Origin of the sequence: Nitrosomonas eutropha, from assembly GCF_900116685.1 — a bacterium.
Classification (GTDB): domain Bacteria; phylum Pseudomonadota; class Gammaproteobacteria; order Burkholderiales; family Nitrosomonadaceae; genus Nitrosomonas; species Nitrosomonas eutropha_A.
In genome coordinates, this window is record NZ_FPBL01000001.1 from 370,778 (window position 1) to 393,977 (window position 23,200).

At 45.8% G+C, this 23,200-nt stretch carries 25 protein-coding genes and 1 pseudogene; 12 read left to right on the plus strand and 14 right to left on the minus strand.

Going from position 1 to position 23,200, the window contains the following annotated elements; all coding sequences use genetic code 11:
- The first annotated feature begins 84 nt into the window (after nt 1-84).
- Both BM331_RS01790 and fghA read left to right on the plus strand, forming a co-directional pair.
- A complete protein-coding gene (locus BM331_RS01790) occupies nt 85-1,191 on the plus strand; it encodes an S-(hydroxymethyl)glutathione dehydrogenase/class III alcohol dehydrogenase (protein WP_074926469.1) in 1,107 nt (368 codons plus the stop codon).
- A 13-nt stretch (nt 1,192-1,204) separates the two neighbouring features.
- Nucleotides 1,205-2,074 (plus strand): S-formylglutathione hydrolase, encoded by an 870-nt coding sequence (gene fghA, locus BM331_RS01795; protein ID WP_074926472.1) that lies wholly within the window; start codon nt 1,205-1,207, stop codon nt 2,072-2,074.
- 218 nt (nt 2,075-2,292) lie between these two features.
- Here the strand turns inward: fghA and BM331_RS01800 are convergent, their stop codons facing one another.
- A complete protein-coding gene (locus BM331_RS01800) occupies nt 2,293-3,465 on the minus strand; it encodes a type III PLP-dependent enzyme (protein WP_074926474.1) in 1,173 nt (390 codons plus the stop codon).
- Between the two features lie 480 nt (nt 3,466-3,945).
- Here BM331_RS01800 and BM331_RS11370 point away from each other — a divergent pair.
- From BM331_RS11370 to BM331_RS01820, 3 genes and pseudogenes are all read left to right on the plus strand, one after another.
- A pseudogene (locus tag BM331_RS11370) lies at nt 3,946-4,751 on the plus strand (IS5 family transposase).
- Between the two features lie 66 nt (nt 4,752-4,817).
- The gene (locus BM331_RS01815; protein WP_074926480.1) at nt 4,818-5,225 is read left to right on the plus strand and encodes an MAPEG family protein; all 408 of its coding nucleotides are present in this window, start codon (nt 4,818-4,820) and stop codon (nt 5,223-5,225) included.
- A gap of 353 nt (nt 5,226-5,578) precedes the next feature.
- Nucleotides 5,579-6,139 carry a recombinase family protein gene (locus tag BM331_RS01820; protein WP_074926483.1) on the plus strand — a complete coding sequence of 187 codons (561 nt, stop codon included), beginning with the start codon at nt 5,579-5,581 and terminating at the stop codon, nt 6,137-6,139.
- A 21-nt stretch (nt 6,140-6,160) separates the two neighbouring features.
- Here BM331_RS01820 and BM331_RS01825 read toward each other — a convergent pair whose 3' ends face one another.
- Together BM331_RS01825 and BM331_RS01830 are read right to left on the minus strand one after the other, a co-directional pair.
- Nucleotides 6,161-6,493, minus strand: coding sequence for a type II toxin-antitoxin system PemK/MazF family toxin (locus BM331_RS01825; protein WP_074926486.1), 333 nt, complete (start codon nt 6,491-6,493; stop codon nt 6,161-6,163).
- A complete protein-coding gene (locus tag BM331_RS01830; protein WP_074926489.1) occupies nt 6,493-6,750 on the minus strand; it encodes an AbrB/MazE/SpoVT family DNA-binding domain-containing protein in 258 nt (85 codons plus the stop codon). Before BM331_RS01830 ends, BM331_RS01825 begins: the two co-directional genes overlap by 1 nt.
- A 372-nt stretch (nt 6,751-7,122) precedes the next feature.
- Here BM331_RS01830 and BM331_RS12320 point away from each other — a divergent pair, with 372 nt between their 5' ends.
- Nucleotides 7,123-7,329, plus strand: a complete 207-nt coding sequence (locus tag BM331_RS12320; protein WP_143100912.1) for a hypothetical protein — start codon at nt 7,123-7,125, stop codon at nt 7,327-7,329.
- Nucleotides 7,330-7,446: 117 nt separating this feature from the next.
- Nucleotides 7,447-8,118 (plus strand): hypothetical protein, encoded by a 672-nt coding sequence (locus tag BM331_RS01840; protein ID WP_074926496.1) that lies wholly within the window; start codon nt 7,447-7,449, stop codon nt 8,116-8,118.
- Between the two features lie 162 nt (nt 8,119-8,280).
- Here BM331_RS01840 and BM331_RS01845 read toward each other — a convergent pair whose 3' ends face one another.
- From BM331_RS01845 to BM331_RS01875, 7 genes are all read right to left on the minus strand, one after another.
- Complete coding sequence (locus tag BM331_RS01845) at nt 8,281-9,759, minus strand: aldehyde dehydrogenase family protein (RefSeq protein ID WP_074926499.1); 1,479 nt, start codon at nt 9,757-9,759, stop codon at nt 8,281-8,283.
- A gap of 241 nt (nt 9,760-10,000) precedes the next feature.
- Complete coding sequence (locus tag BM331_RS01850; RefSeq protein WP_074926502.1) at nt 10,001-11,116, minus strand: NAD(P)-dependent alcohol dehydrogenase; 1,116 nt, start codon at nt 11,114-11,116, stop codon at nt 10,001-10,003.
- Between the two features lie 47 nt (nt 11,117-11,163).
- The gene (locus BM331_RS01855; protein ID WP_074926505.1) at nt 11,164-12,708 is read right to left on the minus strand and encodes an FAD-binding oxidoreductase; all 1,545 of its coding nucleotides are present in this window, start codon (nt 12,706-12,708) and stop codon (nt 11,164-11,166) included.
- Between the two features lie 12 nt (nt 12,709-12,720).
- The gene (locus BM331_RS01860; protein WP_074926508.1) at nt 12,721-13,662 is read right to left on the minus strand and encodes a twin-arginine translocation signal domain-containing protein; all 942 of its coding nucleotides are present in this window, start codon (nt 13,660-13,662) and stop codon (nt 12,721-12,723) included.
- A gap of 15 nt (nt 13,663-13,677) precedes the next feature.
- Nucleotides 13,678-14,004, minus strand: a complete 327-nt coding sequence (locus BM331_RS01865) for a c-type cytochrome (protein WP_074926510.1) — start codon at nt 14,002-14,004, stop codon at nt 13,678-13,680.
- Nucleotides 14,005-14,103: 99 nt separating this feature from the next.
- Nucleotides 14,104-14,922: a DODA-type extradiol aromatic ring-opening family dioxygenase gene (locus tag BM331_RS01870; RefSeq protein WP_074926513.1), complete on the minus strand. Its 819-nt coding sequence runs from the start codon at nt 14,920-14,922 to the stop codon at nt 14,104-14,106.
- 161 nt (nt 14,923-15,083) lie between these two features.
- Nucleotides 15,084-15,641 (minus strand): NADPH-dependent FMN reductase, encoded by a 558-nt coding sequence (locus tag BM331_RS01875; RefSeq protein ID WP_074926515.1) that lies wholly within the window; start codon nt 15,639-15,641, stop codon nt 15,084-15,086.
- Nucleotides 15,642-16,035: 394 nt separating this feature from the next.
- On the opposite strand from BM331_RS01875, the gene BM331_RS11375 reads away from it, so the two are divergent.
- Complete coding sequence (locus tag BM331_RS11375; RefSeq protein WP_256214789.1) at nt 16,036-16,365, plus strand: endonuclease; 330 nt, start codon at nt 16,036-16,038, stop codon at nt 16,363-16,365.
- 187 nt (nt 16,366-16,552) lie between these two features.
- On the opposite strand, the gene BM331_RS01885 is transcribed toward BM331_RS11375, so the two are convergent.
- Both BM331_RS01885 and BM331_RS01890 read right to left on the minus strand, forming a co-directional pair.
- Complete coding sequence (locus tag BM331_RS01885; protein ID WP_256214770.1) at nt 16,553-17,857, minus strand: Y-family DNA polymerase; 1,305 nt, start codon at nt 17,855-17,857, stop codon at nt 16,553-16,555.
- Between the two features lie 6 nt (nt 17,858-17,863).
- Nucleotides 17,864-18,295 carry a LexA family protein gene (locus BM331_RS01890; RefSeq protein ID WP_256214771.1) on the minus strand — a complete coding sequence of 144 codons (432 nt, stop codon included), beginning with the start codon at nt 18,293-18,295 and terminating at the stop codon, nt 17,864-17,866.
- A 68-nt stretch (nt 18,296-18,363) separates the two neighbouring features.
- Here BM331_RS01890 and BM331_RS01895 point away from each other — a divergent pair, with 68 nt between their 5' ends.
- Nucleotides 18,364-18,996, plus strand: a complete 633-nt coding sequence (locus tag BM331_RS01895; RefSeq protein WP_074926524.1) for an SOS response-associated peptidase — start codon at nt 18,364-18,366, stop codon at nt 18,994-18,996.
- 236 nt (nt 18,997-19,232) lie between these two features.
- Nucleotides 19,233-20,558 (plus strand): DUF559 domain-containing protein, encoded by a 1,326-nt coding sequence (locus BM331_RS01900; protein ID WP_218154528.1) that lies wholly within the window; start codon nt 19,233-19,235, stop codon nt 20,556-20,558.
- A 29-nt stretch (nt 20,559-20,587) separates the two neighbouring features.
- Here the strand turns inward: BM331_RS01900 and BM331_RS01905 are convergent, their stop codons facing one another.
- Both BM331_RS01905 and BM331_RS01910 read right to left on the minus strand, forming a co-directional pair.
- Nucleotides 20,588-20,977, minus strand: a complete 390-nt coding sequence (locus BM331_RS01905) for a type II toxin-antitoxin system death-on-curing family toxin (protein WP_074926528.1) — start codon at nt 20,975-20,977, stop codon at nt 20,588-20,590.
- On the minus strand, nt 20,974-21,201 hold the full coding sequence (locus tag BM331_RS01910) for an AbrB/MazE/SpoVT family DNA-binding domain-containing protein (RefSeq protein WP_011630643.1): 228 nt from the start codon (nt 21,199-21,201) through the stop codon (nt 20,974-20,976). The genes BM331_RS01905 and BM331_RS01910 overlap by 4 nt, the downstream gene beginning before the upstream one ends.
- A gap of 79 nt (nt 21,202-21,280) precedes the next feature.
- On the opposite strand from BM331_RS01910, the gene BM331_RS01915 reads away from it, so the two are divergent.
- Both BM331_RS01915 and BM331_RS01920 read left to right on the plus strand, forming a co-directional pair.
- Nucleotides 21,281-22,042 (plus strand): hypothetical protein, encoded by a 762-nt coding sequence (locus tag BM331_RS01915; protein WP_074926531.1) that lies wholly within the window; start codon nt 21,281-21,283, stop codon nt 22,040-22,042.
- Nucleotides 22,043-22,099: 57 nt separating this feature from the next.
- On the plus strand, nt 22,100-23,068 hold the full coding sequence (locus BM331_RS01920; RefSeq protein WP_074926533.1) for an IS481 family transposase: 969 nt from the start codon (nt 22,100-22,102) through the stop codon (nt 23,066-23,068).
- The last annotated feature ends 132 nt before the right edge of the window (nt 23,069-23,200 follow it).

Here is a 23,200-nt window from a genome sequence, read left to right on the forward strand (position 1 = left end):
TTTCGCAAAAGAACCGGGTTGCATGGCCGTGTCAGTCAGATACAATGACTACTTTCATCAAACTTCTCACAAGGATAACTCGTCATGAAAACACGTGCAGCAGTCGCTTGGCAGGCTGGCCAGCCCCTTACCATTGAAGAGGTCGATCTTGCCGCTCCGCGCGCGGGCGAGGTGCTGGTTGAAGTCAAGGCCACAGGTATCTGCCATACTGATTACTACACACTTTCCGGCGCTGATCCGGAAGGCCTCTTCCCTGCAATTCTTGGCCACGAAGGCGCCGGGGTTGTGGTTGAAACGGGTGCAGATGTCAAATCATTGCGTCCGGGCGATCATGTTATTCCCTTGTACACACCAGAATGCCGGGAATGCAAGTTTTGTCTCTCGCGTAAAACCAATTTATGTCAGGCGATCCGTGCAACACAAGGGCGAGGCCTGATGCCGGATGGCACTTCGCGCTTCTCACTCAACGGCAAATCCATTATGCACTATATGGGGACCTCGACTTTTTCCAATTACATCGTTGTCCCTGAAATTGCTCTGGCAAAGATTCGTGAAGATGCCCCTTTTGACAAAGCCTGTTACATTGGTTGTGGGGTGACCACCGGTATTGGTGCGGTACTGTTTACCGCCAAAGTGGAAACCGGTACAAATGTCGCTGTATTCGGGCTGGGTGGCATTGGTCTAAATGTTATTCAGGGTACACGCATGGTCGGTGCAGACAAGATTATCGGCGTTGACATCAATCCGGAGCGGGAAGTATTAGGCCGACAATTCGGCATGACACATTTCATCAACCCGAATGAGGTTGAAAACGTGGTGGATGCGGTCATACAGCTGACTGATGGCGGTGCAGACTATAGTTTTGAATGTACCGGCAATACTTCAGTCATGCGTCAGGCGCTGGAGTGTACACACAAAGGCTGGGGGCGCAGCATCATTATTGGTGTGGCAGAGGCCGGCGCTGAAATCAGTACCCGTCCGTTTCAGCTGGTTACCGGCAGAAAATGGGAAGGCTCCGCCTTTGGTGGCGCACGTGGTCGCTCGGATGTGCCACGTATCGTTGACTGGTACATGGACGGCAAAATCAGCATTGATCCACTCATCACACACACACTGAAACTGGAAGACATTAACGAAGGCTTCAAATTGATGGAAGCCGGCCAATCAATCCGTTCGGTCGTGGTTTACTGATCTCCTGGAATATATGACAATCAAACTGGAAATTCGCAGCCAGCACCGCTGTTTTGGCGGTCTTCAAAGTTACTATCAGCATCATTCGGAAATTATCGGCTTACCAATGCGCTTCTCGGTGTATGTGCCGCCTGAAGCCAGTGAGCAGCGTTTACCCGTACTATTTTTTCTAGCTGGGCTAACCTGTACGGAAGAAACCTTCATGATCAAGGCTGGGGCACAACGTTATGCTGCCGAGCTCGGTCTGGTGCTAGTCAGTATGGATACCAGCCCGCGCAATACCGGTATTTCTGGGGAAGCGGATGATTGGGAATTTGGATCAGGTGCCGGGTTCTACCTTGATGCTACAGAATCTCCTTGGTCTAAATACTTTCATATGGAAAGCTATATAACACAGGAGTTGCACAACATCATACTGAGTCAATTTCCGGTTGATCCAAAACGTGTGGGAATTTCGGGGCATTCTATGGGAGGGCATGGTGCGCTGACTCTGGCACTGCGTCACCCTAAACTGTATCGATCAGTTTCCGCTTTTGCACCAATCGCGGCACCCATCCATTGTCTCTGGGGACAAAAAGCATTCAGCCGCTATCTGGGAGAATCACCAGAAAGCTGGCGTAAACACGATGCGACCGCCTTGATTGAATCTGGCCACCGGTTGCCAACTCCATTAATTGATCAAGGACTGGATGATCCTTTTCTTGCCGAACAATTACATCCCAGCTATTTTGAAGCTGCCTGCCAGCAAGCTGGGCAGCCTGTTATCTTGCGTCGTCATGCCGGATATGATCACAGTTATTTCTTTATAAGCACCTTCATTGAAGATCACCTGCGGCATCACCACACCCTGCTGACGCTGGATCAGATTGATTCAGCAGGGTAATTCAGTCTGAATTTTCTTGACACATCTGTATCGTCATTACACGACAGCGACAACCTTCCGCCTTTGCGAGCGTGTTCCTGTGAAGCAATCCAGAGTGGTTATACCCGGGATGAGGATAGTCTGCTAATGCAGTTTTACCGGAGATTTAATACGGATAAGCGGCAAATTTGATAAAAATGCCGCCTTATCCTCTACTGTCATGACAGTTCTTAGCACCATCAAATCACAATGACATCCGGCAACGGGAAGCCGTTGAAATTGCTTGCGTACGACGTTGTGTAAGCGCCTGCGTTAGGGATAAAGATGAAATCATCTTCCTGCACATCTTCAGGCAACATCTCGTCGTGCATCAATACATCCACGGAATCACAGGTCGGACCAGCAACCGCCCAAGGAACCAGAGAACCATTGCGTTGAGTCAGGATTTCGTAACGCAACCCTTCGCTTACCTCAATGATGCCGCCGAAGATCCCTGCATCCCAGTACATCCAGCGCTTGCCGTTACGGGTCGCGGTACCGACCACACGGCACACAAAACACGCTGAATCGGATACCAGATAACGCCCTGGTTCTGCCATGATGCGAATATTTTCCGGCAAATCTGCAATGGCCTCGTTAATAACCTCAGCAATGATTTCAATGGATGGAATCGGTTTGACGTAACGCACCGGGTAGCCGCCACCCAGATTCAACAACCGGGGATTGAGACCGGCCTCGCGCATGCTGGCAAACACGGTTTTGGCGCGCTCGATTCCAACCCGCCAGTTCTGTGGATTGCGGCATTGAGAACCCACATGAAAAGTAACACCTGCCAGATCCGCATTTAGCCTCACAGCTTCATCAATAATTTCGCGCACGTCTACCAGATGTGTTCCAAATTTTCCTGCCAACGGCCAGTCACTGCCGATATTGGGAGTGTCAATTCGCAAATACAACTTGGCATCAGGCTTGACACTGACGATCTTGCGCAGCTCCTCAACGCTATCCAGCACGTACCATTCCACGCCTTTTGCAGCAGCATACTGGAGGTAAGCGCGCGATTTCATCGGGTTGCTGTAAAAGATTTCAGCAGCAGGTACGCCAAGATTCATCAGGAGATCAAGCTCCGCGATCGATGCGATTTCAAACCCCACACCTTCTTCGATCAGCGTTTTCAGTACACGTGGATCAGGATTGGCTTTGGCTGCATAATGTGGATGTACGCACGGCATGGCTGCCTTGAATCGTCGGGCTTTATTGCGAATGATGGCGGTATCCACCATCAGAAAAGGCTTTAGATAACCTTGTTTTAATCTGGTTTCCACCAGGGAGAGATCGATACTGACTTCAGGGTGAGTATCAAAAATGACATTTTCTGTTTGCTGCTGTACGGCTGCGGATAGTTTTTTCATGAGAATTTCTCCTGGAATCGCTACGTTTCGGGAATATGAATTTGAACCCAATCAGTTGGAACAAACAGGTTTATCTTGCTTCTCATGATGACCTCCTTATGGGCTGCTGGAATTTCTAAAGGCACGCATTATAGGCTTGATTTTTTCAGAATCAAGTATTTTTTTGCATTATTTTTATCAAAATAAACGATTAATAATCATCATGTTATATGACAAAAATTATCTTCATTATTTTTGATGGCTGTTTACAAAGCGCAGCAGCTTTATAAGCAGCAATCTTCATCAGAAAAAAGAGCCAACTTGAGCATTTTGAGTTCGATCCCAACGCCGTAATGCACTCTTCAGTGAGATATTAAACAGGTTTTTATTGGGTTTTTCTACCGATCTAATCAAGTTGGACAAGAAAATACGGGCAATATTCTTTCAGGACACTTCTTAAAACCTGTTTACAATCTGTTTCTCACCCCTGATAATAGATGGATGAAGAGACCAAAATACGCCAGCGACATCAGCCGAGAGAAGTCTGCTGAGATAGAGCCATTACTGCGCAGTGTACGCCGCCGCACCAAGCCTGCGACAGTGGATCTGTACGAGGTCTTTTGTGCGGTGTTGTATCTGCTACGCACTGGCTGTCAATGGAGATACCTGCCCGACAAGTTTCCCAGGTGGCAGAGCGTATATGCCTATTGGCGTAAATGGAGCGAGCCCGACCAGGATGGCGTCAGCCTGTTGGAGCGGGCGTTAAAAAAATCAGGTTGGCGCGGCCCGAGAGAAATTGGGGCGCAACGCTTGCAGCACGTTCCTGATCGTGGATGCGCAGAGCGCAGAGCGTGAAGAACACGGACACGGCGGGCCAGAAGGGCTATGACGCAGGCAAGAAGGTATCAGGCATCAAGCGTCATATCGCGGTAGATACCTAGGGTTTGCCGCATGCGATTGCGGTAACCACGGCAGAAGTGACTGATCGTAAAGGAGCGTTACAGGCTCTCAAGCGCTGCAAACCGAACTTGAAGCAAATCCAAAGTTTGCTGTGTGATAGCGGCTACGTCGGTCAGCCTTTTGCCCAGGGCGTCAAGGACATCCTGGGCGAGCACGTGACAGTGCAGATTGCCAAGCGTAGTAAGTTGCATACCTTCGCCGTTATCCCCAAGCGTTGGGTGGTGGAACGCAACTTTGCCTGGCTGGAGAAGAACCGACGGCTGTGGAAAAACTGCGAGCGCAAACTTAACACCAGCTTGCAGTTCATTCATCTGGCCTTCATGGCACTGATACTCAGAAGATCGTAAACAGGCTCTTATATATTATATTATTGTGTTAGGTCACCTGTCGCGTCAGTTCAGGGGTACTGATTCATGCCGCAAGCTCTGATTCTGCCAATGGCAGCGCATGTAATGCTCACCGCGTTCTTGTATGTCCTGCTTACCATCGCGCGGGCTCCGGCTGTATGGGGTTTGGGACGCCGATCAGACGAGAGCAACCCGTTATCAGCCATTGAGCCAAGAATCAGCGCCAACCTGTCCAATCAGTTTGAGTGGCCACTTTTCTTCTACGTCGCCTGTCTCTTCTTGCAGTTCCAGGCTACCCAGACAGTTGTCGCTCTTGCTTGGATATTCGTTGGTAGCCGCATTCTGCATAGCGCCGTACAGATTTTCACTAGCAATGTCCGGCTCAGAGGTTTAGTGTTCACTATCAATTTTTTAGCAGTGATTGGCCTGTGGTACTTTATGATCTCGGCGTCGGGTGAGGCAGCTACGGCCTAATCGAAGAAGTATAACGACCTGTATTTAAAACTAGGTCAACCAGCATTCAACGCGATTTTGAGCCAGCAATAACTGCAACTATCCACTCCCGCAAACCAGAGATAACTACAAATGAACCTGCATTTATCACCATCAACCTGCATTTGATCGGTGCAAACCAGAATTAACTGCGACTGACAAACATTCATTACAAACCCATATAATTAACAGAATGTCATTTTGAGCTATACCCTAACCTGATGTCAGGTTACATTACGCACAAACGTCAGAATAGAGTATAAATAACAATTAATTGACATTTCTAATCAAAGGTAATAGATTTCACTCTGACATATATTACTTTTGGAGTTAACTTGTCAGGTAAGCGCATTGGTTACGTTCGAGTCAGCAGCTTTGACCAAAATCCGGAACGACAACTGGAAGGTATTCAGGTAGATCGTGTATTTACTGATAAGGCATCGGGTAAAGATACCCAGCGACCACAACTTGATATGTTGCTAGATTTTGTACGTGAAGACGATACAGTCGTCGTCCATAGCATGGATCGTCTGGCACGCAACCTCGATAATTTGCGCAAGCTGGTACAAGATCTTACCGGGCGAGGTATCCAGGTTGAGTTTGTCAAAGAACGATTGATCTTTACTGGTGAGGATTCACCGATGGCCAACCTGATGTTGTCGGTGATGGGGTCTTTTGCGGAGTTTGAACGTGCCCTGATCCGCGAGCGGCAGCGAGAAGGCATTACACTTGCCAAACAACGTGGAGCCTACCGGGGACGCAAGAAAGCGCTCAATAGTGAGCAGGTAGCAGAATTAAAGCGAAGAGTCATGGCAGGGGAACAAAAAGCACTGATCGCCCGCAACTTTGGGATCAGCCGCGAGACGCTATACCAGTATCTGAAAATAGTAGATTGAAAAAGCCACAACCATTCTTCTTCAATCCAGAAGAGTTGCGAGTTTCGCCAGTACCTCATCGACAATTGTTGTTGGCAAGTGTTCAATCTTGCGACCATTGCGTGATCCAATGTCCAGAGCACGCGGCTGATCGCAGCGAACCACCCCCGTTGTTTTGGTACCAGTACCCATGAGTGACACGGTGAATCCAGCCGTTCTGGCAAAGCTGCCATCGGTTGTTATCGGCAGTACTATGGGTGTTTTTGTCAGCCGGTTGAACACGCCAGGAGAGATAACCAGCACCGGACGCACTCCCTGTTGCTCATGGCCAGAAGCAGGATCAAGCGAAACAAGATAAATATCCCCTCGCTCCATTAAAGCAGCTCATGACCCACGGCGGGAGTATCCAGCCATTCCCGATCTTCGGCAGTCAACTCGATCGAGGGATCGCACTGTGCTAGCAGCTCATCGAGCGTGTAATGCGGCCGTATCCTTGGCTCTACCACAAGTCGGCCGTTATCAACAGCAATCTCGACTGTAGACCCGACTGACAGGTGTAGAACATCAAGTAGTGCAGGCGGAACGGCCAGCATGATCGAGCCGCCGACCTTGCGAAGATTAGTGGTGTGCATATGGCAACTCCCATAAGTTATATTTGAGTATAACATCACTTGCTGTCTTTCTTCAATACTCAGCGACCTGGACTGCCAATAGGAATGCCGTCATTTGCAATTAATGTAAGCACCCCGCAATGGAATGCGAGCCAGCGTGAATGAATGCAAGCTCATTTGCAGATAATGTGAGCCCATTGGTTATTTCAGTTGCAGTTATTGTCAGTTCACAAACATCAAATGCAGGTCGATAGGAATAATTGCAGGTTCATTTGCAGTTATCTCTGGTTTGCGGGGGTGGATAGATGCAGTTATTGCTGGCTCAAAATCGCATTGAATGCAGGTTGATCCAGTTATAAATGCAGGTTATTACACGTAGGTATGCAGCTTGACATGAAAGACATTAAATCAGATCTTTACAAGACGATTGATGTCATCCTATACATCAAGGATAGAAAGCTCAAGGAAGTTTTCTATGATCCTATTTTTCTAAAGAAAGCTAAGACTAATCTCTGTGATTACCTGCATGGTTGTGGCGTACCCGGTCGTCGGCAACAGTGGTTTAACTCGCGACAAAAACAGGTATTTGAGTGGTATTAACCTGTCTTTATTAAAAGATCAGATAATTTTAATATCAGCTATCATTACAAGTGCATAAAACTAATAAGAAATACGCCACTGGACAATTTACGAGCAATTACATAATTAAGGAAAGGTATGAGCAACAGAATTAATCTACCGACTTTTATCATCTTGGGAATAGTAACAGTCATGCTTCTTTTTAGTACCTACAACGGCTGGCCAAGCCTACTGCTCGGAGTGGTGGTAATGACAGTAATTTTCAGTTATCTGGCCGATAGGTACAATAAGAGCTTAATTGCTCGCATGGGCATGGGATCTGATCAACAAGTTACAGTTATCGTTAATGGTGTCGAGATTGGTGAAGTGCCGGACTCTTTGCTTGCGACTATGCAACACGAAGTGTTCCACAGCAAACATACCGCTCTCGCACAGGTTATGAATGTGGGTAATGTCATCACAGCAGTGGTGAGAATGTTGATTTTTGTTGTTCCATTTTCAGTCTTTTGGCTCGTTGTCACGGCAGCGATCTTCTCTCCAGAGTTGTACTCGGATATGGTGCATGAGTTCCAGAAAGCTGACCCAACCTTCATCACTGCAAACGGGCAAGCGATACTAACTTTGATCCTAATCTTGGTTGTTACTGTTGCTGCACTCGGGTCTCGTTTTGGATTTAAGAATTGCTATCGAAAAGCGGTCAACAAAATGCTACGGCAGTATTTCAAGACAGCAGCGGATGGAGATATTCAAGTATGGAAAGAATCTAGCGTAGAAGAAGCAAAAGAACGCAACCACAGCCATAATTTGTGAGGACACGGAATAACTGTGTCGCATCTATTTCTTTAAATCACAGATAGATCAACATATTAGAAAAGGCCGGTAAATCCGGCCTTTCTTTATTGCATAATTTATCATGAGTATGCTTGCATAAAAAAGGCGGTAAAAGGCACAAAATAGTATTGAATAAGGTTATTACAGATAATGGCGAGGCTCATGCTGAATACTGATCCATTGATCAGTAGTAAATGCAGCGATAGCCCAAACACCATTGAAGCGCCCTACCCCTGAATTTTTCTCACCACCGAACGGGTTAAAAGGTAAATCATTCACTGGCTGATCGTTAACATGTGCCATGCCTGATTCCAAACGCTGTGCGAAACGTAAGCCTCGCTCGACATCACGAGTAAAAATAGCAGCAGCAAGGCCAAGATCAGTATCGTTAGCAATCTTGAGTGCTTCTTCCTCACCACGCACTCGGATAAACGGTGCGATCGGGCCAAAAGATTCTGTCTGTGCCACATGCATCTCGTTAGTCACATCTGCAAAAACATGTGGTGGTAGTACCAACCCCTGTGCTTCCTCGCCGACCACCTTACGCGCCCCGGCCGAGACAGCTTCCTTGATACGACTACATAACCCCTTGAATTGAGATTCATTGATGATCGGACCGACCATGGTATCCGGCTCATCCGGATTTCCAAATTTCAATTTGCGTACTCGCTCCACGAAACGATCCAGAAAAGCATCATGCACACCATCATCAACGATAAAGCGATTGACGCTCATGCAAGTCTGCCCTTGATGTAAGAACTTACCAAACACTGCCGCGTCTACTGCAGCATCAAGGTCAGCATCATTTAGCACCACAAAAGGCCCGTTACCTCCTAGCTCCAACTCAAGCCGTTTCAACATCGGCCCTTCCGCGGCCAATCTGGCAATATTGCGCCCAACAGAAGTTGATCCTGTAAATGAAATCACACGTGGTATCGAATGCGTGACAAATGCGTCACCAATCTCACTGCCCGCACCAACAACTACGCTAAAAACACCTGCTGGTAATCCTGCTTCTTCCAAAATCTTAGCCAACAGCAGACCACCCGTAACAGGAGTATCACTTGCGGGTTTGACAACAATCGCGTTACCAACCGCCAGTGCAGGTATAGCCGACCGAGCTGATAATTGCATGGGCCAGTTCCATGGACTAATGATACCTACTACCCCTACTGGCTTGCGATACATTCGGCTTTCCTTCCCTAGAATATCAGCAGGCAGAATACGGCCTTCCACCAAATAAGGCAGAGTGGCACCTTCCAGTAACACTGCACGTACTGTGCCCCATTCCATAGTAGCCTTGATACGAGTACTGCCCGTCTCCTGAATCAACCATTGAACAACCTCTTCCTGGCGTGCCTCCATTACCTGTGCAGCATGACGCATTACCGCTGCACGTTCTCCTGGAAGCAGCGCAGCCCAAGTTGGTTGTACTCTGGCCGCTCCCCGATATGCCTCATCTACATCCTCTTGATTTACATGTGGAATCTCTACAAGAATGTCATTATTATAAGGATTCAGATCATGCAAAACCTTTGAGCCTTTCCCATGTCGCCATATTCCATTGATAGGCAATTGATCAAAACCAGTATAGCTCAAACGTGTTTTTTCACTATTCATGTGCGGTTACTTATCATTTTGATGGAATGATGTTCTGGTAAATAACTAGGCTGAGGGGCAATCTGGGAGGGACGTTTCTGTTAAATTCATATTTCAATCTGCTCTCACCGGGAAGCAATCAGTTTGCCTAGAAATACCTCGATCTTCAGAAGTCAGAGAATCAGTAAGCTGGTTGATTAATTAACATGTACTTTTTTACCTCACAAAGAAAGTACATAAAGTAATCTCATGCAACCGATAATTAAGAAGCAAACCGAATGATTGGCTTAATCGTAATGCCTTTTTCACTATCCTCAGTAGCCTGATTGATCTGATCCAGAGAATAGAATTTCACCAATCTGTCAAAAGGAAACTTACCCTGCTGGTAAAGTTCAATCAGTGTTGGAATAAAAAGATCCGGTTTACTGTCTCCCTCGATGATCCCGATAATACGCTTTCCTGTGGTCATCACACCATTGACGTCAAAGCTTGCTTCAGTACCTAATGCAGGGGCACCGACAATACCGCATGTTCCCCGGATTACCAGGGCATCAATTGCCTGACGCAATACCTCTGGACGCCCACTTGATTCCAAAGTGAAATCAGCCCCTCCTTCGGTAATTTTGTGAACTGCTTCAACAGGATCAGTTTCTCGGCTATTAACAGTATGCGTTGCACCTAGTTCTATTGCCAGCGACAAACGTGAAGGAACCACGTCAACAGAGATGATAGTCGTTGCACCAGCAGCACGTGCTGCCATTACCGCACTCAGCCCAACCGCTCCTCCACCAAACGCCACAAAGCTGCTGCCCGGTGTGACCTTAAGTGTGTTTAGGACGGCTCCGGCACCAGTTTGGATACCGCAACCCAGTGGCCCGAGCAACTCCAGTGGTGCTGTTTTAGGTACTTTGATTACATTGCGTTCATGTACCAGTGCGTAGGTACCAAATGACGACTGTCCAAAAAAATGATCATGAACCGATTCTCGTGTGTCATTTGCCAGATAGGTCGAGGTACTACCATCTTCACGCGCACCACCGAAATTCAATGCATAAAAATGTTCACAGTAAGTTAGGTCGCCTTGTAGACAGGGTTTGCAATGGCCACACCACATAAAAGTAAGCACAACATGATCACCTGTCGCTACTTTTTTTACGTTTTTGCCAATCTGTTCAACAATACCTGAACCTTCATGCCCAAGAACGACTGGTAGTGGCACATCATAGAGCTGATCGCGGGCCACCATATCGGTGTGACACATCCCGGTTGCTACAATACGTACCAGTACTTCATCACTACGAGGTTCTTCCAGCATCAGATCTTCAAGCTGGAAAGGCCCACCTTTCTGACGAATTACTGCAGCCTTAATTTGTTTCATCTGTTCCTCACTGGAAATGAGTTATTTCTGTATAAAGTAAAATAAAGTTAACGAATACCCGACTTTCCCGGTGCAAGGATTCCGTTAGGATCCAGTGCTTTTTTAAGTGTTTTATGAACACTTCTCTGTACCGGCCCATAGGTTTCAGCAACCTTATCCATAAAAGCCGTGTTAACGCGATAAGTTCCATATCCTCGTGCAGAAAACTCAGTCAACAACTCATCAAAGCATTGGTAAGCTGCTTTTACCTGCTCTGGGTCAGTTTTGTCGTACAACACATCAACAATATGATGCATATCACGCATTCCAACGATAAATTCACCAGAATAATCCAATCCATATTTAGTGAGAATCTGCTTGGTCAGCGCCATTTGCTTGAGTGTTTCACTTCCTCGTGCCTGGGAAACAGGCGCAAACCACATTGATCCACCGCCCCCACGCCAGTTGTATAACGAAAATTCTGTAAGTGTCATTTCGCCACACATCAGTTTAGCGCGATAAGCGAATGCAGGGTCATCTGCCGCTTCTTTTTCTGTCAAGATTTTGGCTTTACCCGATTGGCTAAATGCTTGTGTCACAATCTTCCAGTTCACGTCAATCTGCTCTTGCGTACCATAGAGCGCCGCATACACATTCCAGATACCAAGTTTGTGGTCTTTCATGATCCGATAAACCGCTTCATCCGGAATTGAGCCTGGCCCACTCACATAATCACTGCGCTTAGCTTTTACAGGTGCCTCATATAGCGCATGTGCAATGACGACAGCATTTGGAATGACTCCGTTGATACGTAGCGGACGAATCGTTTCCACGATTTCCACAATATCTTCCTCATGCTCATACTGAATCACAAACGGCTTGAATGCTGGCGGCTCAGGCATCAACCAAAATCCAAATTTGGTAACAATGCCATAGTTAGATTGCGTGAAAATGCCATCTAAATAAGGACCATATCCCCATTTGAATACCTGCCAGGTATTGGAATTAGGCATGGATCCCATGCCTGTTCGCAAAACCTCACCATTCGCAAGTACTACTTCCATGCCACAGGCAAACAAGAAATGTTCCCCGTAAGGGGTATATCCAACACCGCGATCCAATGTGTTGCCCGTTGGCCCAGCAATGGCCGAAGGTGCTGGCATGGATAGCCACAGACCCAATTTATGTTCTTTTATGTAATCGTAGAGCTGCTGATAAGTCACTCCAGGCTCAACCAGAGCAAAAGCCAGATCCTTATCTACTTCAAGAATACGATTCATGCGTTTAAGATCGAGCACTACCTGGCCACGTTCTCCCGGAGCTGCCGAACCATAGCCCAAGTTTTTTCCGGTAGAAATTGTCCAAATCGGTATCTTGTATTGATTACAAACCGCAACAATTTTCTGGATCTGCTCAACTGTCGTAGCTAGCAGCGCAGCAGAAGGCGCATGCTCAGTATCAGAGACTGGCATCATCGTTTTAGTATAGGATGCCAGTTGCTCCGCACTGATAAGTACCGAACTATCACCTAATATTTCACGGTATTTACTGATAGCTCCATCGAAATCTTTCTCTGATACACCCTTTGGCAATGCCACATATTTACTGGCCATACGGTCTTCTCCCTACACGTCGATTACATACGAAACGAGGCTGATTCCTGATAATTTTTTACGATCCGGATAGTGTTGATCCGATCGATGTACAAATACACGCTTGGCACACGACTCCAGGTTTATTCTTACCCCGAGCGCGGCAGCAGTAATTGCATAACCGGTAGCTTCAACCCAGTTACTAAATTGAGGATACTCAACTTCCTTGCTATTTCTTGTTTCATGTTGACTGACAGCAATGTTGGCAGGTTGAAAAAATAAAGGTTTCCCGGTTTTTGATGTCTCCCAGCCGATCAATCGGCCAGCTTCTGGAAGTGATACGCCAGCACGATATAAGTGGGATGTCGGTTGGTCTGTCAGGTAATAAGGCAGGAACTCCGGAAAGGAGATGTTATTCATGTCCCTTTCCTTTGCATGGGTAAGAAAATCCTCAGCAATCGAAAAATCATATCCACTCTGAGCTAGTATCTGCGTCAATAATCCTCCCGCACTATATGAGGATGACGCTGTGATCCACGCATGGCGTAATGGTAAAGCCGCATGGCCAGCAGATGCTGAAGTATGCGTGCCTGTTGTCAATAAGCGAGCTGTAGAGTTTCGCACTAGCTCTGTGAATATTGCTGCGTCAGCTTGATCCATAACAGCAATCCAGCGTGTGTTTTGCGATTGCATCAGCGAGTCAATCCAAGGTAGAGAGCCAGCTGATAATCCGCTTTCAAGCTTTAATATCGGAATCGCGTCATGATGGTGATTGCTATGAACAGAGCAAGCCGATTGCGCACCTTTAGCAAACAATTTGGCTACAGAAACGTTACCCAACAATAATCGACAGTTTCGCGCGCTGTCAAAAGATGATTTAGCTAACGCTGTCTGGGCAATCCCGGGAATGCCGAGGGCCAGAGAAGTTCCGCCAGCAAGCACTCCTTTAATGAAGTTACGTCGAGTCTCATTCATAAAACAGAGCCTCCCTCAATGCTGAGATGTCTTGTGTGAAATGAAATTTGTCAGCTTTTCCAGTGATTCATCATCAATTTCGGAAGCACGGAATGGAGGCATCGCCCGGTTTCCGTTACGAACAATTGCACGAACATATACTGCAGGAAGTTGACGATTAAGAATTTGCGGCCCAACGTTAGTTTCATGACAATAAGCACAGACTTTAGTATAAATCTCTGCGCCATCTTTCCATACCTGACCCGTGCTAAGCGTGCCTTCTTGTGCCGACCATGCGTTACTCATTAGCATAGTTGTAAGAATGAAGAAAAATACTGAGGCTACTTGTCCCGACTTCTTCATATAAATCCTCCACTCAATTTCATTACAGTTTCGATTTTAAGATACTGAATTCATATGTTTCAGTTATTCACTTCAACGAGTCAATTAATTTCAGCAGCATTACTGCCAGAGAAAAGCACTTACTTTCTTTCCCATCACTTTCTCGTTAAATACTGTCTGTGCTACTGGAGTGGCAGTATCAGCCATACCATAACAAACATGCAAAGGTAACAAATGTTCTTCTCTTGGATGGCAGAACCGGGCAAAAGGAGCTTTTTCCCATTCGATCAGTCGTTGTTCACGCTCTTTAGGAGAAATTGACCAATCGGTACATGTTTCTACCAGCCAGCGATCGAATACTTCATCCTCGTGGTTACTACCAATCGTATTGGAGAAAAATGTCTTCAAATTATGAAATGACATGCCTGAACCGATAATCAGAATATTCCGATTTCGTAAAGACGTAAGAGCCCTACCAAGTGCAATATGCATTTGAGGATCCAAGTTCTTTAATAGCGATAACTGGATACAGGGGATACGTGCTTCTGGAAACATTAGCTTGAGCGGTATAAACATCCCGTGATCAAAACCACGTTGTTCATCCAGCTTTGCTGAAATACCACTGGCTGCTAACAGTGTGTACACTTCATTTGCTAGTTCAGGATGACCGGGTGCTTCGTATTGAATCTCGTAGGCTGCAGCTGGAAATCCATAATAATCATAGATTATTTTAGGTTGATTGCTGCTTATTATCGTTGCCTGCTCCTCTTCCCAGTGGGCACTAATAATTAGAATTGCTGCGGGCTCTTCCAGCTTGGTTACAATCTCTCGCAGAAAGAAAACCATCGTTTCATGTCCTTTGTCACCCAGAACAGGTAATGGTCCACCTCCATGTGGCAAGAAAAGAACAGGTGCAAATACTTGTGGTAATTCGCTCATTACTAGTACCCATCCCTTGGCAGAAGTTATAGAAACATAGTTGATCCAGTATTTCCTTTGAATAGGAAAAGTAAAAAACAGATTACAACAATCTACGGATCAAAGTGGGAACATATATGGAACAGTCAACCGCCAATATCTCGCAGATGGGCAGGTTTTATTTAAGGGATTACGTGTTTTTTTACCCAAACAACATAGCGATCCATCCAGCTTTGCAAAAACTTACTGCTGCGCTCATTTCCAATGTTTCCTGCTTCATCAAACAGATTTTCACTTACGTGAATAAATGCTTCCGGCTGACAAAGTGTTGGCACGTCCAAGTAGGCAAGAGAGGTCCGTAAATGCTGCTGAGCAATGGCTGTCGCGATTGGGCCAATGGAGGCCCCTATGACTCCAGCGGGTTTACCAGCCCATGCGTTCTGCCCGTAGGGTCGAGAGGCATGATCCAGCGCATTTTTGAGTACACCAGGCATAGAGCGGTTGTATTCCGGAGTTACGAACATCAATCCTTGCACTTCTGAGATTTCGTGTTTCAGCCGTTTGACCGACTCGGCCGGATGGTCATCATCATCCTGGTTGTAAAGTGGCAAATCACTAATATTGAGATGCTTGAATGTAAATTCCGGTGGACCCATTTTTATCAGGGCATCCGCCAGTTTACGGTTGAATGATTCTTTGCGAAGGCTTCCGATCACGACACCAACCTGATAATGATTCATTTTATCTCCTTCTTCTATATAAAGAATTTCGATATGCCTGTTCTATTATCTAGAATAATATATTCCTGTTCACTCTGAACAATCGTATCAGAAATACAAGACAAAAAAACTACAAGCTTGTACCAGGACAACCTTTGTTTTGTTCAAGTAAGTTTTCTGACACCAAAGAAACAACATAGCTTATCAGCGCCGATCTGATTGAGTGTTTAGTTGGTCGAGTTAACCCCAAGGGAATCTTACCCTCATGCTCTTCCGCAACGGTACGTAATCTCTCGAGTCATACTGCTCCTATCGTTCAATCATTCCGGCATAGGTGATATGCCAATAGGCAAAGAGGCCTGGCTCCTGCAATAGGAGAGGTTAACGGTGATCGAAGAGCATAGTTGCCCGGACAATACCCAACCAGTATGGTCAGTGTACAACCCGCACAGATTTCAAAAAGCGAACGACAGAACCCAGGGACAAAGTAAAAGGTTTTATCGCACGGGTAACCTTCTATATGTATGACCGCTATGGATTATCCATGTCAAAAGCCCAGCAACGCATTCTCATGGCGTGGGATCATCAATTTCCAGTGACCGCGTGGGAAAGAGAACTGGATAACCGTATTGCCAAACTGATGGGGCACCATAACCGCTACGTTACTGGAGAAAAAACCTGGAAACTGGATCAGAAACCTTCAAGGGAAGGCTTATCGAATACCTTACAACCGAAAACAAATTGAGAAATCTACATTTATATCGTTAAGCCAAGTATCTGGTGAAAATAAGGTAACTAATTAAACATCGCAAGAAGCCACATTGTTACTAACAACCTTAAGGATAGAAAAAATAAACCACATGGTTGCATGGAATTATGGCGTCACAGTATCAACACACCTGTGATACAAACAATTGCTTCATAAATATTGTTCAGGTTAAGGCAGTTGGAATTTCTCCAAGAGTCGTTGTATAAGAAGGGGTACGTCGCTGCTGGTTCATCGTCCATACCTTTTTTTCGCTGCCCACTCCAGCACTGCCATACATGATTGTTCCTCTGCCGAAGCGGTCATTGATCTCATCAATAGCGTGCATTAACCGCTCATTACTATCAGATTCTGTCTCTCCAAAATCCAGCTCTGCCTGTCTGGTTTGAGCGTTGGTCAGATCCATTAAAACAATGCCCGCTTTGGTGAGATCGAATCCTGGTTTATAGATCTTCTTGAGGCCACGTAAAGCAGCATTTAGCAAACTTTTGGTATCTGATGCCGGGCGCACTACTGGTATCGTTATTGAGCGGGCGTATTGAGGCCCTGAGCGATGTTTGCTGGTATGAATAAATACCAGAATGGATGAAGCCTTGCTTTGTTGCTTGCGCAGCTTCTCGGCTGCCCGTGAAGTGAACTCCGTAACGGCTTCTATCAAGGGAGCAAGATTGCGCACTGGCTGGCCAAATGTGCGGGTATGGGCAATTTCTTTTCTTGGGGATGGTATTTCTTCCAGAGCAATACAGCTTTGGCCATGCAGTTCACGCCAGGTGCGCTCCAGCGTAACGCTGAACCGCTTTCTGATCGTTGCCGGATTGCATTGCATGAAATCTTTTACGGTATTGATTCTGGCTTGTTTGAGTTGTTGGCTGATTTGCCCGCCGATTCCCCATACTTCCCCCACATCTGTCGTCTCGAAAAGGAACTGGCGTTGACGTTCGTTTAATTCAGCCAGATTGCAAACTTGTGCCAGCCGGCTAGGGTAGCTGCCTGGCTTTCTGTCTGCATCCTTGGCAATGTGATTCGCAAGTTTAGCTAATGTTTTGGTGTGGCCGATACCGATACAGGTCGGTATTCCAGTCCACTGCAAAATTCTGGCGCGAATCTCACTTGCCCTGTGTGTCACATTGGAGATCCCCTGTAACCCGATAAAACACTCGTCAATTGAGTAAATTTCCTGCTTGTCGCCCAGCTCGGAAGCCAGACGCATCATGCGCAGGCTCATGTCTCCGTAGAGTGGAAAATTGGGTGAAAGAGAAACCAGCCCTGCTGATTGCTCCAGATGCTTGATCTGAAACCACGGTTGCCCCATTTTGATACCCAGCGCCTTGGCTTCTTCACTGCGGGCAATAGCACATCCATCGTTATTAGACAGTACAACCAGGGGTACTTTTTGCAGACGAGGCTGAAAAATTCGTTCACACGAGCAGTAAAAGTTATTGCCGTCGATCAGCGCAAACATGATGTACATGATGTTTCAGAATTGTTTAATGCAGGAAGTGACCACTCCCCAGACTTCCAGTATTTGCCCGTCCTTGAAAACAATATCTTTATAGTCCGGATTGGCTGGTTGCAACCTGGTTTCTCCATCCAGGAGATACAGGCGTTTGCAGACAAATTCCCCATCCACACAGGCAATCACAATCTTGCCATGCTCTGGTTTCACAGCTTTATCTACCACCACAATGTCACCATCATCAATTCCAGCCATTGTCATGGAGTGGCCTTTTATTCGCATCAAAAACGTTGCTTCCGGATGCTTGATCAGCTCATCAGACAGATCGATGCGTTTGAGCAAAAAATCATCTGCCGGGCTTGGGAAGCCAGCACGTACTCCAGAATAAAGCGGAATATAAACAGGCTCACCGACCTGTACAGGAACAGGTTGGCTATATTTCAGTACCAACATAGGCAAGTTCATTTTCTGGTGAGTTAAACCGTTCTTTATTCTAATTCTTTTTATTGAAAGGTACGACCATGTGCAGTCACTACGAATCTGTACGAGAACCTGAACGCCTGTTGCGCTATTTTGGTACGCAACTTCCCCTGGATATTCGCTTTGATGTCTGGCCGACGTACACCAGTACCTTCATCATCCATCCGGGTGAATCCGAATCAGGAGACGAAGCTGTTCCTGATTTTCAGGCATTAACTGGCCAATTTGGATTAATTCCACACTGGGCTAAAGATACAGAATTCGGTCGCAGAACATTTAACGCCCGGTCAGAGACCGTTGCCGAGAAACCTAGCTTTAGAGATGCGTGGCGCAACAAACAGCGTTGCATTATTCCTGCTGAAGCAATTTATGAACCGGATTGGCGTAGCGGCAAATCCATTACCACTCGTATCACCAGAAAAGATGGAGAACCAATGGGGATAGCAGGGCTATGGTCTACCTGGGGAAAAGAGAGACTGTATTCCTTTACCATGCTAACCATCAACGCGGATGATCATTCAGTCATGCATCGGTTTCACAAACCCGGTGCTGAAAAAAGAATGGTGGTGATTCTACCAAGAGCATCCTATAAAGACTGGTTGACGTCATTAAACCATGATGCCATGACGTATTTACGTCAATATCCAGCCGACAGGTTAATCACCCTCCCATAACTTTCTGGTGTCTTTCTTTATTAATTTAGTACCAACGTCAGATCTATCCTCATAAAAAAATTTCAATTTCCTTTGCCTTTGCCTTTGAAGCAGTAAAACTCAAGTTTTAAATCTAAATCTGCGTGGTTATTTGCCGTTCAAATAACTTTAAAGAATGTAAAAACACTGCCTATGTTGGGTGATGGCAGTCCATATCTGTTTTTGGATGATCGGCAATAGATACAGTTGAGGTTCACTTGAGTCCACAGGATTGGTTAAAGAATAACCTGGATAAACTTGGCAGCTCCTTTGAAGAGATGTTTTTCCGTAACGTCTTGTCACGGATTACATTCGATTTTGGTTCTCTGATAGCCCAATTCAAGTTTAAGGATTCTGATGGCAAAACGCGCTATTGCGATTTTGTTTACCAGGAAGGTAGTGCGATCAGAATTGCCATCGAAGTAGACGGGTATGACAAACGTGGCACCGGAACCGGCATGAGTAAATCCGATTTCGTTGATTGGCAACGACGTCAGGCTGCTCTGACTTCACAAGGATGGTTTGTATTGCGCTTTGCCAATACAGATGTAAGGGATGCTCCTGAGCGTTGTAAGCAGCATATCGATCTTCTTCTTAGAAGTGAACGCCAGAAAAGTAATTACCAGACACATATAGAAAATTCTATCCGTGATTTAAAGAACCAACTATCACAGACGCAAGCGCAGGCTCAACGCAGCAAAGCAAGCGAAGAAGATCACCAACGTTTGATAAAGCAGATCGATACCTTGCAACATCAACTGCAACTTGCACAGCAAGAAAAACCGTTAACAGAAGATGAAGAAACACTTTTGCAACGACTCAATGAATCGCAAAAGCAATTACAAGAGATCAGCAGGGAAAATAACATTATGAAGACTACGATATGGGCATTAACTACGTTAGTTGCAGTCACCATATTGGCTCTCGTATTCAAGCCAAATACCAACGAAACAATAAAAACCGTTGCCAGTGTCTCTGATCGACCTGCCCAACCTGAAAAGCAATTAACCGAATACATCGCACAACCAGTGTTAACACCCGCGAGCACTGAGATGACTTCTGCTGGCAACGTCCAACAGTCCGAGCCAAAAATAGAAAGTTCGTGGAAAAAAGATACTTTTGATCAGGGAGGACTGGTTCTTGTTGGTAATATCCAACACCGTCTCCCCGAGAAACGGCCAGGCTCAAGCTGTCAAAACCCGCTTTCATGGGAACAAGCAGCAAGTAAGATCGGCAAAAATGCTGCTATCAAAGGTAATATTATTAACATTACTTACCGAAATGATGTCCGGGGCAAACCGACTTGGATTGAGGTTGGAGGCAGTCGATCCAAAGAAAAATCGATAACACTGATTATATGGGGTAATAACCGACTAACATTTGAATCGACACTTGCAGAGTTAGAAAAATACGATGTGGTGTGTGCAGAAGGATTAGTTAATGATTACAAAGGGAAACCTCAGATTAAATTATCATCACTGGATCAATTGTATATTTATGATAATGAGCTGGACTATCACTGGGAGAAACATCAGTCTGAATAGTCATCTGAATAAATATTTCTCGACGTCAGTTACGGTGCAATCGAATTATCTTCAATGAACAACCTGAACCCAAGCTCATCAAGAGAGCCTTCAGCAAGGGACAATACAGCCTGTGTTGAATCTTCCTCACTGGCGGTAAACCTGTAGCCATTGAGTTCGAGGAATAGCACACCAATTACAAATCCTGTCCGTTTGTTCCCATCCACAAAAGGATGATTTTGCAGAATCCCACCTGTGTAAGTAGCGGCCAAGAGGAAAATATCAGGTTGCTGATCGTAGGCAAAAAAATTGAGTGGTCTTGCAAGTGCTGATTTCAGAAGATTCCTATCGCGAATGCCCGATGCACCACCATGCAGAGAAATTAAGCGCTCATGGATGGCAAGTGCATCCTGCTCAGTTATCCAGACAGGTGCTGTCACTTCGCCAATGCACGGAGTGTATTACGGTATCGGTTACATATATCTTCTACCTTTGCCATTTTTTCACCAAATGAAGGATCGTATGGCGTAATAAGGTACCTTCCATCAGATGCCTCGGTTAAGAATAATCGCTGCCCATCCCCGGTACGTAAATGATTAACCACTTCTTTTGGCAAAACAACACCAAGAGAATTACCAAATTTTCTGACTTTCAATTCAATCATATCACCCCTAAAGTTATAACTGATGTAATAACATATAATAACAAAAATTAATTTCAGTTTGAAAAATTCAGGAATCTTGATGAACTTTACAAGCCTCAAAAAAATTTTCTATTGGTGGTTGTTATCTTTGGTGCTTCTACCTCAGATAGCAGTACCAAGCGAGGTACAAAGTCTGATTACGAGTGAAATAGAGCAGGGCACCATAACGATCATTGGTGAAGATCACAAACGGCCAGAATCTATCCAGTTTTTCAAAACCGTGATAGATGAATATCTACAACAGAGAAAATGTCTGGTTGTTGCTCTGGAAATAGCCAGCAGCCAGCAAATGATTCTGGACCAGGTATCAGAGGGAAAAGCAGATATATCCAACATTACTATTCCACCGATGATAGATCATCCAGCCTATCGGATAATGATTCATGATCTGGCCGAAATGAAAAGAGGTGGTAAATGCCTGAAGCTGCTTGCTATAGATGCTGATTTAAAAACAAGCAGTCCACGTGATGAGTGGATGGCAATGGTTCTTGAAAACCAGACAGGGAGGACGCCTATATTGGCGCTGTTGGGTGGTCTCCATGCTTTGAAACGTGTTGACTGGAGTCGTGAAGATCCGTCTCCTTTTGTTGCTGAAATTCTTGTAGAACGAAAACATAAAGTCAAAACCTATCCGCAGGTCTGGAAAAATAAAAACTGTCATGCCGACAAACGCCTAATATCTTCTGATACAGAGGAAGCAGCAAAACTGATCAATGACAGTTTAATCTCACTGCTAAATGCCTATGATTATGAGACTGTGAAGGACGTAGTTGATGGTGTAATTTTGTGGGAATGTAAGTGAGGTTAAGATGTTTAGTCCCACGGTGTGCTGGTGTAACATATAACCAGCTACGGAGGGATGACTTATGGGACAGATATACACGGAAGCGCCCACACGACAGCGGCGGTGCGTCGAGCGATACAAAATAGTCAAGAGAGTCTGAATGTTCTGGCCAAGCGGCATGGGATTAATCCAAAAACGGTAGCGAAGTGGCGGAAGCGGGAATTCACCCACGATGCACCGATGGGCCCCAAAGAGTCGCACTCGACTGTTTTAAGTCTGGAAGAAGAAGCCTCTGTTGTGGCGTTTCGCAAACATACGCTTCTACCGCTGGATGATTGTCTATATGCCTTGCAACCAAGCATTCCGCATTTAACCCGCTCAAGCCTGCATCGCTGCTTTCAACGGCATGGCATCAGTCGGTTGCCGGAGGTTGATGGTGACAAGCCAAAGAAAAAGTTTAATGCCTATCCAATTGGCTACTTCCATATTGATATTGCCGAAGTTCGTACGAAGGAAGGTAAACTCTATCTTTTTGTAGCCATTGACCGGACATCAAAGTTCGTTTTTGTTCAACTCCAGAACAAAGCCAACCGCAACACGGCAACCGCCTTCTTGAAGGCCGTGATCGAGACTGTTCCCTACAAGATCCATACAATCCTGACTGATAACGGTATCCAGTTTACGTTCCCGGCGCGTTATCGGAATGGGCCAACGGCTCAGTATGTAACGCATATGTTCGATAGGTGTTGTCAGATCAACGGCATCGAGCACCGTCTCACCAAACCCAACCATCCCTGGACCAATGGTCAGGTTGAACGCATGAATCGAACCATCAAGGATGCGACTGTAAAACGGTATTATTACGACTCACACGATCAGTTGAAGGCCCATCTCCATCGCTTTGTGATGGCTTATAACTTCGCCAAAAGACTAAAAGCTCTCAAAGGCCTAACACCCTATGAATACATCTGCAAAATCTGGAAAAATGAGCCAGATCGTTTTATCTTTGACCCATTCCAGCACACCGTGGGACTAAACATCTAAGCAATTTATATATTGAGTAGCACGCAAGAGCCTTGTGTGTCAACGCTGTACGTTGCCCACATGGCGCGCTGGGAGCAGAGCGACCGCAGAAAGGAAGGCAATCAAAGTAAGAATTCGACGATCTTTCCTGGC

Coding starts and splice junctions, on each gene's coding strand:
- BM331_RS01845 (WP_074926499.1), bottom strand. CDS start 9,759: ATGAATAGTGAAAAAACACGTTTGAGCTATACTGGTTTTGATCAATTG.
- BM331_RS01910 (WP_011630643.1), bottom strand. CDS start 21,201: ATGATTGAATTGAAAGTCAGAAAATTTGGTAATTCTCTTGGTGTTGTT.
- BM331_RS01860 (WP_074926508.1), bottom strand. CDS start 13,662: ATGAATGAGACTCGACGTAACTTCATTAAAGGAGTGCTTGCTGGCGGA.
- BM331_RS01890 (WP_256214771.1), bottom strand. CDS start 18,295: ATGTTGGTACTGAAATATAGCCAACCTGTTCCTGTACAGGTCGGTGAG.
- BM331_RS01920 (WP_074926533.1), top strand. CDS start 22,100: ATGACTTATGGGACAGATATACACGGAAGCGCCCACACGACAGCGGCG.
- BM331_RS01855 (WP_074926505.1), bottom strand. CDS start 12,708: ATGGCCAGTAAATATGTGGCATTGCCAAAGGGTGTATCAGAGAAAGAT.
- BM331_RS01825 (WP_074926486.1), bottom strand. CDS start 6,493: ATGGAGCGAGGGGATATTTATCTTGTTTCGCTTGATCCTGCTTCTGGC.
- BM331_RS01800 (WP_074926474.1), bottom strand. CDS start 3,465: ATGAAAAAACTATCCGCAGCCGTACAGCAGCAAACAGAAAATGTCATT.
- BM331_RS01885 (WP_256214770.1), bottom strand. CDS start 17,857: ATGTACATCATGTTTGCGCTGATCGACGGCAATAACTTTTACTGCTCG.
- BM331_RS12320 (WP_143100912.1), top strand. CDS start 7,123: ATGAAAGACATTAAATCAGATCTTTACAAGACGATTGATGTCATCCTA.
- BM331_RS01875 (WP_074926515.1), bottom strand. CDS start 15,641: ATGAATCATTATCAGGTTGGTGTCGTGATCGGAAGCCTTCGCAAAGAA.
- BM331_RS01830 (WP_074926489.1), bottom strand. CDS start 6,750: ATGCACACCACTAATCTTCGCAAGGTCGGCGGCTCGATCATGCTGGCC.
- BM331_RS01840 (WP_074926496.1), top strand. CDS start 7,447: ATGAGCAACAGAATTAATCTACCGACTTTTATCATCTTGGGAATAGTA.
- fghA (WP_074926472.1), top strand. CDS start 1,205: ATGACAATCAAACTGGAAATTCGCAGCCAGCACCGCTGTTTTGGCGGT.
- BM331_RS01895 (WP_074926524.1), top strand. CDS start 18,364: ATGTGCAGTCACTACGAATCTGTACGAGAACCTGAACGCCTGTTGCGC.
- BM331_RS01790 (WP_074926469.1), top strand. CDS start 85: ATGAAAACACGTGCAGCAGTCGCTTGGCAGGCTGGCCAGCCCCTTACC.
- BM331_RS01815 (WP_074926480.1), top strand. CDS start 4,818: ATGCCGCAAGCTCTGATTCTGCCAATGGCAGCGCATGTAATGCTCACC.
- BM331_RS01850 (WP_074926502.1), bottom strand. CDS start 11,116: ATGAAACAAATTAAGGCTGCAGTAATTCGTCAGAAAGGTGGGCCTTTC.
- BM331_RS01870 (WP_074926513.1), bottom strand. CDS start 14,922: ATGAGCGAATTACCACAAGTATTTGCACCTGTTCTTTTCTTGCCACAT.
- BM331_RS01915 (WP_074926531.1), top strand. CDS start 21,281: ATGAACTTTACAAGCCTCAAAAAAATTTTCTATTGGTGGTTGTTATCT.
- BM331_RS01865 (WP_074926510.1), bottom strand. CDS start 14,004: ATGAAGAAGTCGGGACAAGTAGCCTCAGTATTTTTCTTCATTCTTACA.